This window comes from Luteolibacter sp. (assembly GCF_039920825.1).
In the GTDB taxonomy this organism is placed as follows: Bacteria; Verrucomicrobiota; Verrucomicrobiia; order Verrucomicrobiales; family Akkermansiaceae; genus Luteolibacter.
Window position 1 is genome coordinate 59,960 of the sequence record NZ_JBDSCX010000009.1, and the last position, 13,922, is coordinate 73,881.

The window sequence follows — 13,922 nt, forward strand, 5'->3', positions numbered from 1 at the left end:
GGTGGCCATTTGTCAGGGCCCGGCTGACCCGGGGTCCATTCAGATCATGTTCTCATCCCTATTTCAAAAGAAGCGCGGCAGTTGGAAAGACGATTCGCTGGCCGGACTAACGACGGCGCTGGCGCTGGTGCCGGGCTCGATCGCCTTCGCGTTCGTGGCGGGCGTGCCGCCGATTTCCGGGCTCTACGCGGGCTTCATCGTCTGTCTGATCACGGCGGCGTTCGGCGGACGGCCGGGGATGATTTCCTCCGCGGCGGGCTCGCTGGCGGTGGTGATGGTGGCGCTGGTGGCGGAAGGAAACCGCCGTGGCGGCGCGGGCGCGGGCTTCGAGTATCTGTTACTGGCGGTGATCCTGATGGGGTTCGTCCAGATCTCCGTCGGCGTGCTGCGGCTGGGCCGGCTGATCCGGCTGGTGCCGCATCCGGTGATGATGGGATTCGTGAACGGGCTGGCGATCGTGGTTTTCCTCTCGCAGCTCAGGATGTTCCGCCATCGCGAGGGCGCGGTGGTCGGCGATTGGCTGCATGGCCAGGCCCTGGTGACGATGCTGGGTCTGGTAGGGCTGACAATGGCGATCGTTTACCTGCTGCCGCGTTTCACGAAGAAGGTGCCTTCGTCGCTGGTGGCGATCGTGGTGGTGAGCCTGATCGGCGCGTTCGGACTGCCGGCGCAGACGGTGGGAGATCTATCAAGCGTGCGGGGCGCACTGCCGGTGCCGCATCTGCCGGGAGTGCCGCTGACGTGGGAAACGTTCCGGTTTGTAGGGCCTTACGCGGTGATCCTCGCCATGGTGGGACTGGTGGAAACACTGATGACGCTGCAACTCATCGACGAGCTGACCGAGAGCCGTGGCAAGGGCAACCGCGAGTGCGTGGCGCTGGGCGCGGCGAATCTGATAGCGGGCTCGTTCAAGGCGATGGGCGGCTGCGCGCTGGTGGGCGAGAGCCTGATCAACATCGGCTCGGGCGGACGCGGCCGGATGTCGGGCGTGATCGCGGCGTTGGCATTGCTCGCGTTCATCCTGATAGGCGCGCCGCTGATCGACCGCATCCCCATCGCGGCGCTGACCGGGGTGATGTTCGTGGTGGTGACCGCCACCTTCGAGTGGACGAGTTTCAAAACGATCGGCAAGGTGCCGTTCAGCGACGTGCTGGTGATCGTGGCGGTGACGGCGATCACCGTCTGGCATGATCTCGCGCAGGCGGTGATCTGCGGGGTGATCCTGTCGGCGCTGGTGCTCGCGTGGAAAAGCGCGAAGCACGTGAACCTGAGTGTGGTGGAGGATTCGGACGAGAAACGGATCTATCGGTTGGAGGGGCTGCTCTATTTCGGCTCGGTCAGGGATTTCGCGGAGAAGTTCAAGCCTGACGAAGATCCGCGCGAAGTGGTGGTGGATTTCCACGAGGCTCGGGTGTGCGACATGTCCGGTCTGGAGGCGATCAAGGCACTGGCCGGGCGGTATGCGAAGATCGGCAAGACTCTTTCGGTCCGGCATCTCTCACACGACTGCGGGCGGATGCTCGAACGCGCGGGCGACCTCGTGCGCGTGGAGGTGGCGGAGGACGATCCGATCTATCTGGTGGCCCGGATCGCGGGCCATGGAGAGAAGACAGAATGATTTACCATGGCTTTCGAGATGAAGATCATCAGACGATCAACTGCCGCACGCACCCGATGGCGGGGATTTCGGAAATCACTCATTCATCCTGACTGCCCATATCGTCAGGTGTGCCTCGGATTCCATCAGGCCCATTGCTGATGATTTCCGGCTCATCCAGTTTCGAGCTAGCTGGAAACCGGTAGGTGTATGGATTGCCCCAAGGATCGTTGGGGATTTTAGGCATGAGCTGAACCCAGCGTAACGGAATCGGATCCGTGCTCGGCCTTTCCACCAAAGCCTTCAGGCCCTGTTCGCTGGATGGATAGGCTCTTCCGTTCAGCCGATACATGGCGAGGGCACTCTCGAACGATTTGAAGTCGGATTCTACCTGAGACAGCGGCGCCGACGAACATCCAGTGCTGAGTGACCAAACTAATCCTCCCAGAACTACATTCAAGCCAATGAAAATGATCAGCCCGAAAACAACCTTGCGGGCGAATGAAGATTTCCGGCCATCATTGGACGGAACGGCGTTTTGGTCATCTTCCATTTGGGTATTCGATCGAAGGCGGATTGCCTTTGATCGATAAACCCGGAAACACGGCGGCTTGTCTGAAAACAATTTTCGCATCCGCCTGTCCGATAACAGGAATTTTAGCCAATCATCTGAATCGCTCAGTGCCCAGCGCCTTGTTGTTCCTGGATGTATTCCTGTTTCAATCCGAGCGCTTCGGGGGCGTGCAGGACTAACATTTTCATCCGCGCGTCTTTGGGGATAGTGCTGCGGGTGGCTTTCGAGACGAAGATCATCAGGCCAATCGACAACGGCACGGACCAGATGGCGGGTTGCTCACAGAGAATGCGGAGGAGCGGATGCACCTTCCAGAAATCGTTGATGCCGACGCACCCGGCGAAGAGTTTGCCCATCGGTCCCTTGTCGAGGGCGAGGGTGCTGACGTTGACGATGGCGGCGGAAACAAGTGCGCAAAGGCCGCCGGTGAGCATGCCGGTCGCGGCGCCTTTCATGGTCATGCCGCGCCACCAGACACTCATAAAGAGCAGCGGGAAATAACTGGCGGCGGCGATGGCGAAGGCCTGGCCGACCATGAAGTTGATTTCCAGCGGCTCAACCATCGAACCTAGCAGAACTGAAACTCCACCGACCAGCACGGCGCACCACTTGAACATTTTCATCCGTTCTTCCGGTGTGGCGTTGGGCTTGAGCATCCGGCCATAGACGTCGTGGGCGAGCGCTCCTGTCATGGAAACCAGCAGTCCGGAGAAGGTGCTCATGAAGGCGGCGAAGGCACCGGCGCAGGTGATGCCGCTGAGGATGGATCCCATGATGCCGTATTTCGCACGGATGAGTGTGGGGAGTTCGAGGACGACTTTGTCAGGTCCCTTCGAGCCGGTGGCGGCGTAGAGCTCCGGCAGGAAATTGCGGCCCAGTACGCCGAAGACCGGCGGGAAGACATAGAAGACGCCGATCAGGATCATGACCCACATGGTGGTTCTTTTCGCGGCGACGCCATCCGGATTGGTGTAGAATCTAACAATAATGTGCGGCAGTCCGGCGGTGCCGCAGACGAGGGCGACGATGAGGGAGAAGGTGTAGAGCAGCGAGTAAGGCCGCGCTTGCTCGGCGGTGAGACCGGCGGCTTTGGCTGCCTTGGTGGTAAGCGGGCCGAAGGGGGCGATCCAGGCTTCGTCCTTGGGAGCTTTTTCCGGCAGGGCGATGCGCCCGGCATTTCCTGGATCCACGGTCTGGACGATGGCCGGTGGGGAATCAACGGAGGATTTGTTCAGCGAGAGGTTTTTCCCGTAGCCGCCATAAACAGATAGAAGCACGAAGATCGGCACGGAGATGGCAAACATCTTGATCCAATACTGCACGGCCTGCACGAGGGTGATCCCTTTCATTCCGCCGAGCGCGACGTTGAGGGTAATGACCGCTCCGACCACGGCAACACCGACCCAATAAGGAAGGCCGGGGAAAATATAGGCCAGCGTGGTGCCCGCGCCTTTCATCTGCGGCATGGTGTAGAAGAAGCCGATGAAGAGCACGAAGCAGACGGCGATCTTGCGGAAGACCGGCGAGTCGTAGCGGCCTTCGGCGAAATCGGGAATCGTGTAGGCACCGAAGCGGCGCAGCGGTCCGGCGATGAACAGCAGCAGGAACAAGTAACCGCACGCATAACAGACGGGATACCAGAGTGCGTCGTAGCCTGACAGCATGACCATGCCGGCGATGCCCATGAAACTGGCGGCGCTGAGGTATTCGCCCGAGATTGCGGATGCGTTCCAACCGACCGAGACGGAACGGCCGGCGACGAAGAAGTCGGAGGCAGATTTTGAGGATTTCGCGGAGCGGAAACCCATGATGATGGTCACGATGACGGTGACGGCGGAGAAGGTGAGGATCCAGTAATCAATGTGCATGGGTCAGAAATGTTAGGATTTGCGCTTGTTGCCCTCGGCGGCGACACGCACCTCGTCGTTTTCCAAAGCCATCGAACGGGTGATGAAGATGCGGGCGATGATCCAGACGTAAGGGAAAAACAACACGCCGAGGATGAGCCAGGTCAGGGTGAATCCGCCGACCCGCTGCGCCATGAACGCGGGAGCCAGGTAGTTCAACAGCGGCAGGCCGATTAACAGAAAGAGAAACGCGGCGGCGCAGGTGACGGAGAGCTTGAGCTGGCGTTTCATCAGGCCATGGAGGAATTCCTCGCTGTGGATGAAGTCATCGTGTTTCGGCGGTGATTGGGACATGGATGGATCGGTTTGTTTTCAGCATGAGAACAGGAATCCCCATGCCATGCGTCAAGAACCATTTCCCCTTCAGACAGGCACAATCGGGTGATGCGGGCTCCCAAGTTCCAAGTTTCCAACCTGCGGATTTGCGTTACGGTCCCGCCATGCCGCTGCTTGAAAGTTTCCTGGATCCATCCACCGTCTCGCTGAAAATCTGCGGGGTGAGGACACGCGACGACGCTAACCAACTGGTGATGATGGGAGTGGACGCACTGGGGGTGAATTTCTGGCCGAAGTCGAAACGCTATCTCGCGCCCAACGACGCGGAGTGGTTGAAGGAGATCGCAGGAAAAATCCTGCGCGTCGGCGTGTTCGTGAACGAGCCTCCGGAGCTGCCGCTGCGGTTGGTGAGCGAAGGCTATCTGGACGCGGTGCAACTTCATGGCGACGAAGCGCCGGAGGACGCCGCGGCATTTCGCGATGCGGGCGTGCCATTCATCAAGGCGATCGGAGTGAAGACGATGACCGATCTGGAACGCGCGACGGAATACGGAGCGGCGGCGATCCTGTTGGACGCGCACGCGCCGGGGATCTATGGCGGGACGGGCGAGGTGTTTGATTGGGAGGTGGCATCCATATTTCGCAGGGAGTATGCGGAACTGCCTATTATATTAGCAGGGGGCATCGTTCCGGAGAATGCCGGGCTCGCCGCGATGAGCGTGCAACCGGCCGCGTTGGACATTGCTTCGGGTGCGGAGATTTCACCCGGCATCAAAGACTTTCAAAAGGTCGCGGCATTTCTTACCGCCTTGCACCGCCGACCGACATGCTAACCGATTCCCACTGCCATCTCGCTTCCCACCGGTTTTCGGCGGAGGAAATTCCCGACCTGCTCAAACACGCTCGCGATGCGGAGGTGACCCGCATGATCTCGCTGGCGACGAGCCTCGACGACCTGCAGGCGAATCTATCGATTGCGGAAAATCCCGCCGTCCACACGTGCATCGGAATCCATCCGTGCGATGTACACCACGCGCCGGATGATGCGACGACGCGGCTTGCGGCATTCGTGAACGATCCGCGCGTCTGCGGCATCGGAGAGACGGGGCTCGATTACTACCACCCGGCACCGGATGGCTGGGATGAGGAAAATTTCCGCGAACGTCAGCGGAAGTTTCTCCGCCAGCATTTCGAACTCGCCGCCACGGCAAAGCTCAACGTCGTCATCCACACGCGGGATCGCGAGGGCTGTGGTTCGTTCGAAGATGCTCTCGCCATTTACGACGGCTATCATACTTCGGTGCGGGCCGTGTTCCACTGTTTCATCGGTCCTTGGGAAAATGCGAAGCGCGTGCTCGACCTCGGTGGATTGGTTTCCTTCGGCGGTGTCGCCACTTTCAAAACCGCGCATCAAGTCCGGGAGACCGCACTGCAATCTCCGGCGGGAAGCTTCATGATCGAGACCGACTCGCCTTACCTTGCGCCGGAACCGTATCGCGGAAAACGCAACGAGCCGTCGTTTGTTCGGAAAACCGCAGAGCGGCTTGCCGAGCTACGCGGCGAGTCACTCGAATCACTCGCACGCCACACAGGGCAAACCGCGGAGGCGTTTTTTCGGCTTCGTCCGCATTCCCTTTGAATAATAAATCCACCCGGTGACGTTTCACCAGACCTACGGCGGCGCTCCGAGTTCCGTCCTTCCCAACTCAAATCCAAACCGCTACATCCAACTCCATGACTCCGATCCGCATCCTCGCTCCGGCGCTGCTCACGTTCTCCATCGTTTCCTGCGCTTCCCAAAAGGCCGACAAATATGACACCGCCAGTCCCTACGGCCCCGCAGACGGTGGTCAGGTCAACGCCCCGGTCGCTCCCGTGAATCCCGTCTATGACACTCCTGCCGCCTACGAAGAAAGCGGCGCGACCGCTGCAGCAGCGACAACGGCCGGAGTGAATGCACCCCTCGCTGCGGCGACTCCAACAGCTCCGGCAGTGAAGGTACCCGGAATGAAGGCTCCCGCAGTTCCGGCAGCTCCGTCCAACGGCGCGGCCATCATCCACACCGTCGTCGCAGGCGATACGTTATCGGGTATCGCCTCGAAATACAAAGTGCCTGCCGCCGCCATCAAACAAGCCAACGGAATGACCAAGGACACCGTGGTGCTCGGCAAGAAAATGGTCATCCCACCCGTCCGCTGATTTTCTCCCAACCGCCGCCGCGAGCTTCGTGCTTCCGGCGGCTTTCTTTTTCCAAACACCATGCGCCTCCTCACTGTAGCCCTTCCCGTATTCGCCCTCGTCGCCAATCTCCTCGCGCAGCCCGCGAGCTCTCCCAAGGAACCGGGCACCAATCCGCGCGAGGTCGCCCTGGACAATCTTCTATCCGAACGGGATTCCCAAAAGGACCTCGATAAGGTCATCGCCGAAGCGAAGAAGAACGGCATCAGCGACCAGGCGATTCTCGAAGCGCGCTTCCTCTACCATGTCGACCGGCGCGAGGATGAAGCCATCGCCGCAATGCTTCCGGAATTTCTCAAACAGCGCGAGCTTTTCAAAATCGAAGACTCCGCGATCTTCACCGTGAAGGAGGATTGGCTCGCCGTCATCGAATACGTACAGGCCATCGACTCATTGAAAAAAGGCGACAAGGCCGCGTTCAAATCCCACATCACCGAAGCGTTCTGGTTGAGCCCGCGCCAAGCTTCCGCATTCGCCCCGCACATCGACCGCATGCGGCTCGAAGAATCAATGCGCTCGGTGAAAATCGATTTCGAAACCAAACTTCTTTCGCTGGATAAAGGGGATGCGATCGCTCTGAAAACCCTGCTGAAGGACAAAAAAGCCATGATCCTGCACTTCTGGTCGCCCTCCAACGGCGAGTCCGAATCCAGCATGCCGGACTACGTCGTCACCGCGAAGGCACTGGGAGAAGCAGGCATTGCGATGGTTTCCATCCTTCCCGAAGACTCGCCGAAAATTCTAACTGACGCACGGGCGATGATCCAGCCGCTTGGCGCGAATCCTCCCGGCGCGTGGTTGATCGATCAAAAGGAAAACCCTCTCGCACTCAGCCTGCGCATCCAGTCGCTGCCGACCTTCGTCCTGGTTTCTAACGAAGGAAAAATCCTCTTCAACGGAGAGCCCGATGACGATGCGTTCTGGGATACATTGCAGAAGATCGATTCGAAAATCATCCGCCCCGACATGACGGGTGGTGGTGAGTGACAGATCGTCATCTGTTACGACCCTCATAGTAGTCGAAAAGCTGCCTGAAAAAATCTTTCGGTTTTCTTTAAAATCGACACGTTTCAACTTGACGGAAGTTCAAACTACTAGTTTCATCGTCGCTAGCGAAGTGATTCCACTTTATGGCGCGGCCCACCCATCCATCCAATCTCGAGCTTCAAGCCCTCTCCGTGTTGTGGCATGAAGGTCCATCTACGGTGGCCACCGTACATGAAACGTTGCCTGATAGAAAAGACAGGGCCTACACCACGGTGCTCTCCGTGATGCAGAGTCTGGAACGCAAGAGTCTGGTGAAACGCGCGCGGGTCGGCCGGGCGCATGTTTACGAAGCCGCCTACTCCCAGGAAGTGATCGTGCAGCGCGCGACCCATGATTTCCTGACCAACGCTTTTGGAGGACGCCTCGGTGAGGCGCTCCTCGCTATCCTCTCCGCCGGCACATTAACGCCGGAAGAGAAAACAAACATCGAACGCGAACTCCAACGACACAAAACAATGGCTGCAAAAAAAACAGCGAAGAAAGCAGCGGTCAAGACCGCCAAAAAAGCCGTGAAGAAAGTTGCCAAGAAAGCCCCGGCTAAAAAAGCCCCGGCCAAAAAGGCAGCTAAAAAAGCGGCAACCAAAGCCCCCGCCAAAAAGGCTCCTGCGAAAAAGGCAGCCAAGAAAGCGGCTAAGAAAGTAGCGAAGAGCGCCAAGAAGACCGCCAAGAAAGCGGCGAAGAAGACGGTAGCCAAGAAGGCCGCCCCTGCGAAGAAGGCTCCTGCCAAGAAGGCAGCGAAGAAAGCCGCCAAGAAGGCCGCTCCAGCGAAGAAAGCTGCTCCTGCCAAGAAGGCAGCGAAGAAAGTTGCCAAGAAGGCCGCTAAAAAAGCAGCGAAGAAGAAGTAATCCAAAATACCCGGGAGAAAAACCCAGTGTCGCGCCTTCGGGCCGGCACTCCGTTTGCCCCCGATCCACGGTATATCAACGGCGGGAGATCCACGGATCTCCCGCCTCTTTTTTAACCGAAAAAAGGGGTTGCATCCCATGTCGCCTCCGTCCTAGTTTCCCCCGCCCTCAGCGGGCAATGACCATAGCGCGGTTAGCTCAGTGGTAGAGCACCACCTTGACACGGTGGGGGTCACTGGTTCGAAACCAGTATCGCGCACCATTTTCTCCCAAGTCCTTAGATCCATTTGAACCCTGCGATGAACGCAGAGCCGCCCGCACCCGAAGAACTCGACGCTCTTCTCCGGCTCCTGGATGACGAGACCCCCGAAGTCCGCGGACGCGTGGCGGAACGACTCGCCCTATGCGGCGGAGACATCAGTGAATGGCTCGCGACACGGCCCCGCCAACTCAGCGCGCATGAAAAGGAACTCCTCGCGGAAATGCTGAGTCCTCCGCGCCGCGAAATTCTATCAGGAGAGTGGATCGCCCCCACCGGCGGTGCCGCCGCGCTTCAGGAAGACTGGGAATCCTTCGAAGCGCTCCTCCGAGCCTTGTCCGATTTTCTTCACGACGGAATCACCCTTCGCCAACCGCTTTCGGATGCGCTCGACCTTCTTGCGGAGGAAGCCGCCGAAGCCGGAGTCGGCAGCGCCAACGAACTGCGCACGTTCTTATTCAAAGGAACCCGCCTCACCGCGAATCAGGAAAATTACTATGATGTCCGCAACTCGGATCTCGCGTGGTGCCTTGCGGAAGGTCGCTCCAATCCACTCGGACTCTGCCTGATTTTCATACTCGTCGGACGGCGGCTCGATTTCGAAATCGAAGGCGTCAATTTCCCGGGTCATTTCATGTGCCGGATTTTCGAGGACGGCTATCCGATCATCATCGACTGCTTCGACAAGGGCCAGCTTCACGTCCAGTTCACCCTGTTGGAAAGCCCCGACCTGACGCGCGCACAGCGCGAACTTCTCAAACAATCCGCTGGTCCCGGAACGATCCTGCTGCGCCTGCTCAACAATCTCAACCAGTCGCTGGAAAAGACCGGAAGGATTGAGGACGCGGAGTTGATCAAAGAACTGCTGGCGACCCTGGAGTGAAATTAAGGAGGGTGGGACTGTGGCCCACCTGGCCGATGAAAGGAGAACGAAAAGAGCTTCGCACCGCTATTTCGCAACCCATCGGCATCGCGGACAAGAGTGTCCGCGCTCCTCATGAATCACCAGATTCCCAGCGCGGCAAGCTGCTTGCCGGCCGCTTCCGCCCAGCCTCTGTTAGCCGCCGGTGATGCGGGCGACGGATGCAGCACGCGCCCGACGTTGGCCTTGCTCCCGCAGGCTTCGGCGGCGCGTTTCAGCCGCTCTTCAGCGAATCCCCCCACCCCGATCAGCCATGACGGCTTAAGCAGCGCAATGACTTCCTGCAAATGCTTCTGGCACGCAGCTTCCACCGGGGCCATTTCAGAAGCGGACAGCTTGTCGGGTGTTAGATTAGCGCCGGTCGCGCTCATCCAGACCAGAGGGCAGTAGTTGAGGACGAAGTGATCCTTGAAAAAGTCGCCGGCGTTTTCAAAGCGCTCGGAGAAAAGCCCCCACAACCGCCGGCCGCTGACTTCGGAGCGCTGGCATTGGAAGCCTTCGATCGGGCGCTTCGGATGTTCGTGCGCGGGTTTGTCGATGGAGGTCTCGATGCCCATCCAGTCGCGCACTGCGGCGACTTCGCCGAAAGGCACGCCCGTTTGCGCCATTCCGAACGGTCCGGGATTCATCCCAAGGAACACGATGCGCTTCTTCCCTTTTCCGTAGCGCTTCAGATATTCTTCGTGCGCTTTCCAAGTATAATCCAGCGTGCGGTAAACACAGGCGACCGGTGGTGAAAACTCAAGGCCCCTCAATTCGTCTGCCAGACGTTGCGTGGATGCGATCAACTCGTTCATGAAAATTCATCTGTTAGTTTTTCCACGCGAGCACCAGCACCAGGAAAGAGACAGGGATGTAGATCAGCGTGAAGAAAAACAGGCGGCGTGCGGAAGTCCGTTCGCCGTCGCGCGCGAATTTCAACGCCAGCGCCATCATCATGAAGGCCAGCAGCGGCCCGATGATCGTCCACAGCAGATTCGTGTTCTTCAGAAACGCCGGCATCAGCGAAAAGACAGCAAGCATCAGCGCGAACATCGCGGAAAGCAGCCCGCTTTTCCGGCCAGTTAGATCGCCGTTCGACCACATCTTGTAGCCCACCGATTCGTATTCTTCGCGGCACAGCCAGTTGATCGCGATGAAATGCGGGAGCTGCCAGAAGAACAGCAGCCCGAAGAGAAACCATGCCTGCCAGCCGATGGCACCGCCGCCGCCGACCCAACCGATGACCGGGGGAATGCCACCCGTGATGGCACCGACCAAGGTGTTGGTGGAACTGAAACGCTTCATCGGCGTGTAAATGCAAACGTAGATGAACACCGTCGCCGCCGCGAGATAGGCCGCCAGATTTCCGACCTGTGCCGCCAGATGAATGATGCCGATGGCGGAAAGCACCCAGCCGATGCCGAACGCCACCACCGGATCCATCCGCCGCGATGGCAGCGGGCGATCCGCCGTGCGTTTCATCCGCGCATCGAGATCGATTTCCATCACTTGGTTGAAAGCGGCGGAACCGAACGCCGCCGCCGCCGTGCCGAGGATCGTGTGCAACAATTTCATCCACTGCATGTCACTCCCCCGCATGGCCAGCACGAACCCGAAAAACGTGGTGATCAGGATGAAAAAATTCAGCCGCACCTTCATCAGCACCGCCAGATCCTGCCGCAATCCCGGCGTCGGCGGGACCGGTTCGACGGCGGCGGTTGTTTCATTTACGGCGGGTTCATCCATGGCGCGGCGGGATGATGAACGCGATCCGGCGATTTCCAAGCCGCGACTTGCCGGTGTGACGCTTTCCCCAGAGAGGCAAGGCTTTGCTCGACTCGCCCGCGATTCCGGTTAGCTTCTCGGGTCCAGCCCACCAAACCCACCGTGCGACTTCCTGCCATTTTCCTACTGTGTCTTGCTCTTGCCAATGCTGCCGAAGTCCGCACCTGGACCGACGTCCAAGGGCGTAAAATCGAGGCCAGCCTTGCCCGGATCGACGGCCAATCGGTCGTTTTGAAGCTCAAGGACGGACGTGAAGTCCCGTATCCGCTCGCCAAACTTTCCGATGCGGACCGCAAAAACGTCGAGGAGAACCGAGCCCTTACCAGCTCGGTCAAATCCACCAAAAACTCCGCAGAGGCCAGCCAGCCCCTCAATTTCGACGCGCCATGGCCGGACATCATCCGGTTCACCGAAGATCCCGAGATCAATACGGTGGAGGAAAACGTGGAGAAAAAGCGCTTCATTTACGAAAGCGCGAACTACCGCTACCTCTGCGATGTCCGCCTCGCGAAATCCGTGGTCAAAGGCTTCGCGGTCATGTTCGAGTCCACCCATTTGTATTGCCGCACCCTGCCACTGGGCATCAACGGCGGCAGTAAGACCGATGGGAAATTCCAAATCCTGCTGTTTGAAAAATTCGAGGATTATGTGAGAGCCGGGGGCCCGGCGAGCAGTGCCGGTGTGTTCATAGGCGGCAAGAAGGCGGTACTGGTTCCGTTGGACAGCCTCGGCGTGAAGCCGGTGGGCAGCAGCTACATGTTAGACCGCGACAAAAGCAGCAGCACGATCCCCCATGAACTGACGCACCAGCTCAGCCCGGAATGTTATTTCGTCGAAGGCGCGATGGGCTGGTTTTCGGAGGGCATCGCCGAGTATGTCGCCACCACTCCCTACCGTTCGGGAATTTTCAGCGTCCGCGGCAACCAGAAGCCGATCATGGAATACGTCACCGGTTACGGCGCGAAAGACCGCGGCGGTCGCGCGCTGGGGACGGACATCAAGATGCCTGATTTGAAAACGTTCATGCTGCAGGATTATCCCAGCTTCCAGGAGCAACCCCAACTCGGCTACGGCTGCGGCCTGCTGATGACCACTTATTTTCTCCATATGGATGGCGAAGGCGATGGCAAGCGGATGAAGGCTTTCCTCAAGGCGCTCCACGATGGCAAGGAAGGCGAGGAAGCACTCGCTTTCCTGCTGGATGGCAGAACATTTACGAAACTGCAGGAGGAATTCACCAAGGCATGGAGCCGCAAAGGCGTGAATTTCACTTTCGCGAAACCTTGATGGCACAAAAAAACCGCCCGTCTTTCGACGGGCGGTTTAAGAAGGGCCGAGTTGGATTTCAACTCAGTTCGTCACGCGCATCGGCATGAGGACATAGAGGAAAGTGCCTTCGATGCGGAGGACGCCGGGGCTCATTTCGTCGATCAGGTCGAGATAGACATCGGCGCTGTCGAGGGCGCGGAGCGGGGCTTGAAGGAACTCCGGGTTGAAAGCGATCTGCATTGGAGGCCCCTGATAGATCACGTCCATCGATTCCTGTGCTTCACCGACATCCGGCGAGTTGGCGGTGACTTCGATGTGGTTCTCGCTGAAGACAAGTTTCACCGAGTTCGACTTGTCGGAAGAGAGCAGCGAAACGCGGCGGACGGTTTCAAGCAGCGCCTCGCGGCCGATGACAACGCGCTCGTTGCTGTCGCCCGGGATGACCTGGCGGTAATTCGGGTAGTTGCCTTCGATGAGTTTGCTGGCAAGCAGGCTGTCGCCGACGGTGAAGGAAATCTGGCTATCGCTGAGTTTGACGACGACCTCACCGGCATCGCCTAACAGGCGCTGGAGTTCCTGCACGGCCTTGGTCGGGATGATGACATCCGTTTCGTGGGAGGCGGGGAATTCAAGATCGGCATCGACCATCGCGAGGCGGCGGCCGTCAGTGGCAACGAGCGTCATTTTGCCGTCGCGGAAAGAAGTGAAGATGCCGTTGAGAACGTAGCGCGTCTCGTCGGTAGAGATGGCGTAGGAGGTTTTCTTGAGTCCATCGCGCAGGGTGGCCTGCGGGATTTTGAAGACCTTGGCACCCTCGAAATCGGGGAGCGGCGGGAACTCTGCTTCTCCCAAACCGATGATTTTGAAGAACGACGGGCCGCTGCGGATGGACGCGTGGTTTTTCGCATCGACGGAGACTTCGACCTCGCTGGAAGGCAGTTCGCGGATGATGCTCACAAGGCGCTTGGCAGGCAGCGTGGTCGCGCCTTCCTTTTCGATCTGGGCCTCCACGGAGCCAGTGATTCCGACATCCAAGTCCGTGGTGGTGAACTGGATGCGGCCATCCTTGGCGACCAACAGGACGTTGGAAAGGATGGGCAGTGTGGTGCGGGAGCTAACCACATGTTGGACCTTTTGCAGGCCGTCGAGAAAGGCTTCCTTGGAGATGCGGAACTTCATAAATGCAATAACGGGGGTGTTGTTGCGTGGCAGTTTCCGCTT

14 protein-coding genes and 1 tRNA gene are annotated in these 13,922 nt (G+C 58.9%); 9 read left to right on the forward strand and 6 right to left on the reverse strand.

Going from position 1 to position 13,922, the window contains the following annotated elements; all coding sequences use genetic code 11:
* Positions 1-46: 46 nt before the first annotated feature.
* Positions 47-1,618 carry a SulP family inorganic anion transporter gene (locus tag ABIQ96_RS02110; RefSeq protein ID WP_348212884.1) on the forward strand — a complete coding sequence of 524 codons (1,572 nt, stop codon included), beginning with the start codon at positions 47-49 and terminating at the stop codon, positions 1,616-1,618.
* A gap of 79 nt (positions 1,619-1,697) precedes the next feature.
* On the opposite strand, the gene ABIQ96_RS02115 is transcribed toward ABIQ96_RS02110, so the two are convergent.
* From ABIQ96_RS02115 to ABIQ96_RS02125, 3 genes are all read right to left on the reverse strand, one after another.
* Positions 1,698-2,150, reverse strand: a complete 453-nt coding sequence (locus ABIQ96_RS02115; protein WP_348212885.1) for a type II secretion system protein GspG — start codon at positions 2,148-2,150, stop codon at positions 1,698-1,700.
* Between the two features lie 125 nt (positions 2,151-2,275).
* On the reverse strand, positions 2,276-4,039 hold the full coding sequence (locus ABIQ96_RS02120) for a cation acetate symporter (protein WP_348212886.1): 1,764 nt from the start codon (positions 4,037-4,039) through the stop codon (positions 2,276-2,278).
* Positions 4,040-4,051: 12 nt separating this feature from the next.
* Positions 4,052-4,372, reverse strand: a complete 321-nt coding sequence (locus ABIQ96_RS02125) for a DUF485 domain-containing protein (protein ID WP_348212887.1) — start codon at positions 4,370-4,372, stop codon at positions 4,052-4,054.
* A gap of 23 nt (positions 4,373-4,395) precedes the next feature.
* Here ABIQ96_RS02125 and ABIQ96_RS02130 point away from each other — a divergent pair, with 23 nt between their 5' ends.
* The 7 genes from ABIQ96_RS02130 (at position 4,396) to ABIQ96_RS02160 (ending at position 9,626) form a co-directional block, all read left to right on the forward strand.
* On the forward strand, positions 4,396-5,187 hold the full coding sequence (locus tag ABIQ96_RS02130; protein ID WP_348212888.1) for a phosphoribosylanthranilate isomerase: 792 nt from the start codon (positions 4,396-4,398) through the stop codon (positions 5,185-5,187).
* Positions 5,181-5,993, forward strand: a complete 813-nt coding sequence (locus ABIQ96_RS02135; protein WP_348212889.1) for a TatD family hydrolase — start codon at positions 5,181-5,183, stop codon at positions 5,991-5,993. The genes ABIQ96_RS02130 and ABIQ96_RS02135 overlap by 7 nt, the downstream gene beginning before the upstream one ends.
* A 95-nt stretch (positions 5,994-6,088) precedes the next feature.
* Positions 6,089-6,553, forward strand: coding sequence for a LysM peptidoglycan-binding domain-containing protein (locus ABIQ96_RS02140; protein ID WP_348212890.1), 465 nt, complete (start codon positions 6,089-6,091; stop codon positions 6,551-6,553).
* Positions 6,554-6,613: 60 nt separating this feature from the next.
* On the forward strand, positions 6,614-7,579 hold the full coding sequence (locus ABIQ96_RS02145) for a hypothetical protein (protein ID WP_348212891.1): 966 nt from the start codon (positions 6,614-6,616) through the stop codon (positions 7,577-7,579).
* Positions 7,580-7,722: 143 nt separating this feature from the next.
* Positions 7,723-8,484: a BlaI/MecI/CopY family transcriptional regulator gene (locus tag ABIQ96_RS02150; protein WP_348212892.1), complete on the forward strand. Its 762-nt coding sequence runs from the start codon at positions 7,723-7,725 to the stop codon at positions 8,482-8,484.
* A gap of 187 nt (positions 8,485-8,671) precedes the next feature.
* A tRNA-Val gene (locus ABIQ96_RS02155) sits at positions 8,672-8,746 on the forward strand.
* Between the two features lie 37 nt (positions 8,747-8,783).
* Positions 8,784-9,626, forward strand: a complete 843-nt coding sequence (locus ABIQ96_RS02160; protein WP_348212893.1) for a transglutaminase-like domain-containing protein — start codon at positions 8,784-8,786, stop codon at positions 9,624-9,626.
* Between the two features lie 119 nt (positions 9,627-9,745).
* Here ABIQ96_RS02160 and ABIQ96_RS02165 read toward each other — a convergent pair whose 3' ends face one another.
* Both ABIQ96_RS02165 and cyoE read right to left on the reverse strand, forming a co-directional pair.
* Positions 9,746-10,462 (reverse strand): uracil-DNA glycosylase family protein, encoded by a 717-nt coding sequence (locus ABIQ96_RS02165; RefSeq protein WP_348212894.1) that lies wholly within the window; start codon positions 10,460-10,462, stop codon positions 9,746-9,748.
* A 13-nt stretch (positions 10,463-10,475) separates the two neighbouring features.
* The gene (cyoE, locus tag ABIQ96_RS02170) at positions 10,476-11,393 is read right to left on the reverse strand and encodes a heme o synthase (protein ID WP_348212895.1); all 918 of its coding nucleotides are present in this window, start codon (positions 11,391-11,393) and stop codon (positions 10,476-10,478) included.
* A 141-nt stretch (positions 11,394-11,534) separates the two neighbouring features.
* On the opposite strand from cyoE, the gene ABIQ96_RS02175 reads away from it, so the two are divergent.
* A complete protein-coding gene (locus tag ABIQ96_RS02175; RefSeq protein WP_348212896.1) occupies positions 11,535-12,719 on the forward strand; it encodes an SHD1 domain-containing protein in 1,185 nt (394 codons plus the stop codon).
* A gap of 63 nt (positions 12,720-12,782) precedes the next feature.
* Here the strand turns inward: ABIQ96_RS02175 and dnaN are convergent, their stop codons facing one another.
* On the reverse strand, positions 12,783-13,880 hold the full coding sequence (dnaN, locus tag ABIQ96_RS02180; protein ID WP_348212897.1) for a DNA polymerase III subunit beta: 1,098 nt from the start codon (positions 13,878-13,880) through the stop codon (positions 12,783-12,785).
* Between the last annotated feature and the right edge of the window lie 42 nt (positions 13,881-13,922).

Coding starts and splice junctions, on each gene's coding strand:
- ABIQ96_RS02110 (WP_348212884.1), top strand. CDS start 47: ATGTTCTCATCCCTATTTCAAAAGAAGCGCGGCAGTTGGAAAGACGAT.
- ABIQ96_RS02115 (WP_348212885.1), bottom strand. CDS start 2,150: ATGGAAGATGACCAAAACGCCGTTCCGTCCAATGATGGCCGGAAATCT.
- ABIQ96_RS02120 (WP_348212886.1), bottom strand. CDS start 4,039: ATGCACATTGATTACTGGATCCTCACCTTCTCCGCCGTCACCGTCATC.
- ABIQ96_RS02125 (WP_348212887.1), bottom strand. CDS start 4,372: ATGTCCCAATCACCGCCGAAACACGATGACTTCATCCACAGCGAGGAA.
- ABIQ96_RS02130 (WP_348212888.1), top strand. CDS start 4,396: ATGAGAACAGGAATCCCCATGCCATGCGTCAAGAACCATTTCCCCTTC.
- ABIQ96_RS02135 (WP_348212889.1), top strand. CDS start 5,181: ATGCTAACCGATTCCCACTGCCATCTCGCTTCCCACCGGTTTTCGGCG.
- ABIQ96_RS02140 (WP_348212890.1), top strand. CDS start 6,089: ATGACTCCGATCCGCATCCTCGCTCCGGCGCTGCTCACGTTCTCCATC.
- ABIQ96_RS02145 (WP_348212891.1), top strand. CDS start 6,614: ATGCGCCTCCTCACTGTAGCCCTTCCCGTATTCGCCCTCGTCGCCAAT.
- ABIQ96_RS02150 (WP_348212892.1), top strand. CDS start 7,723: ATGGCGCGGCCCACCCATCCATCCAATCTCGAGCTTCAAGCCCTCTCC.
- ABIQ96_RS02160 (WP_348212893.1), top strand. CDS start 8,784: ATGAACGCAGAGCCGCCCGCACCCGAAGAACTCGACGCTCTTCTCCGG.
- ABIQ96_RS02165 (WP_348212894.1), bottom strand. CDS start 10,462: ATGAACGAGTTGATCGCATCCACGCAACGTCTGGCAGACGAATTGAGG.
- cyoE (WP_348212895.1), bottom strand. CDS start 11,393: ATGGATGAACCCGCCGTAAATGAAACAACCGCCGCCGTCGAACCGGTC.
- dnaN (WP_348212897.1), bottom strand. CDS start 13,880: ATGAAGTTCCGCATCTCCAAGGAAGCCTTTCTCGACGGCCTGCAAAAG.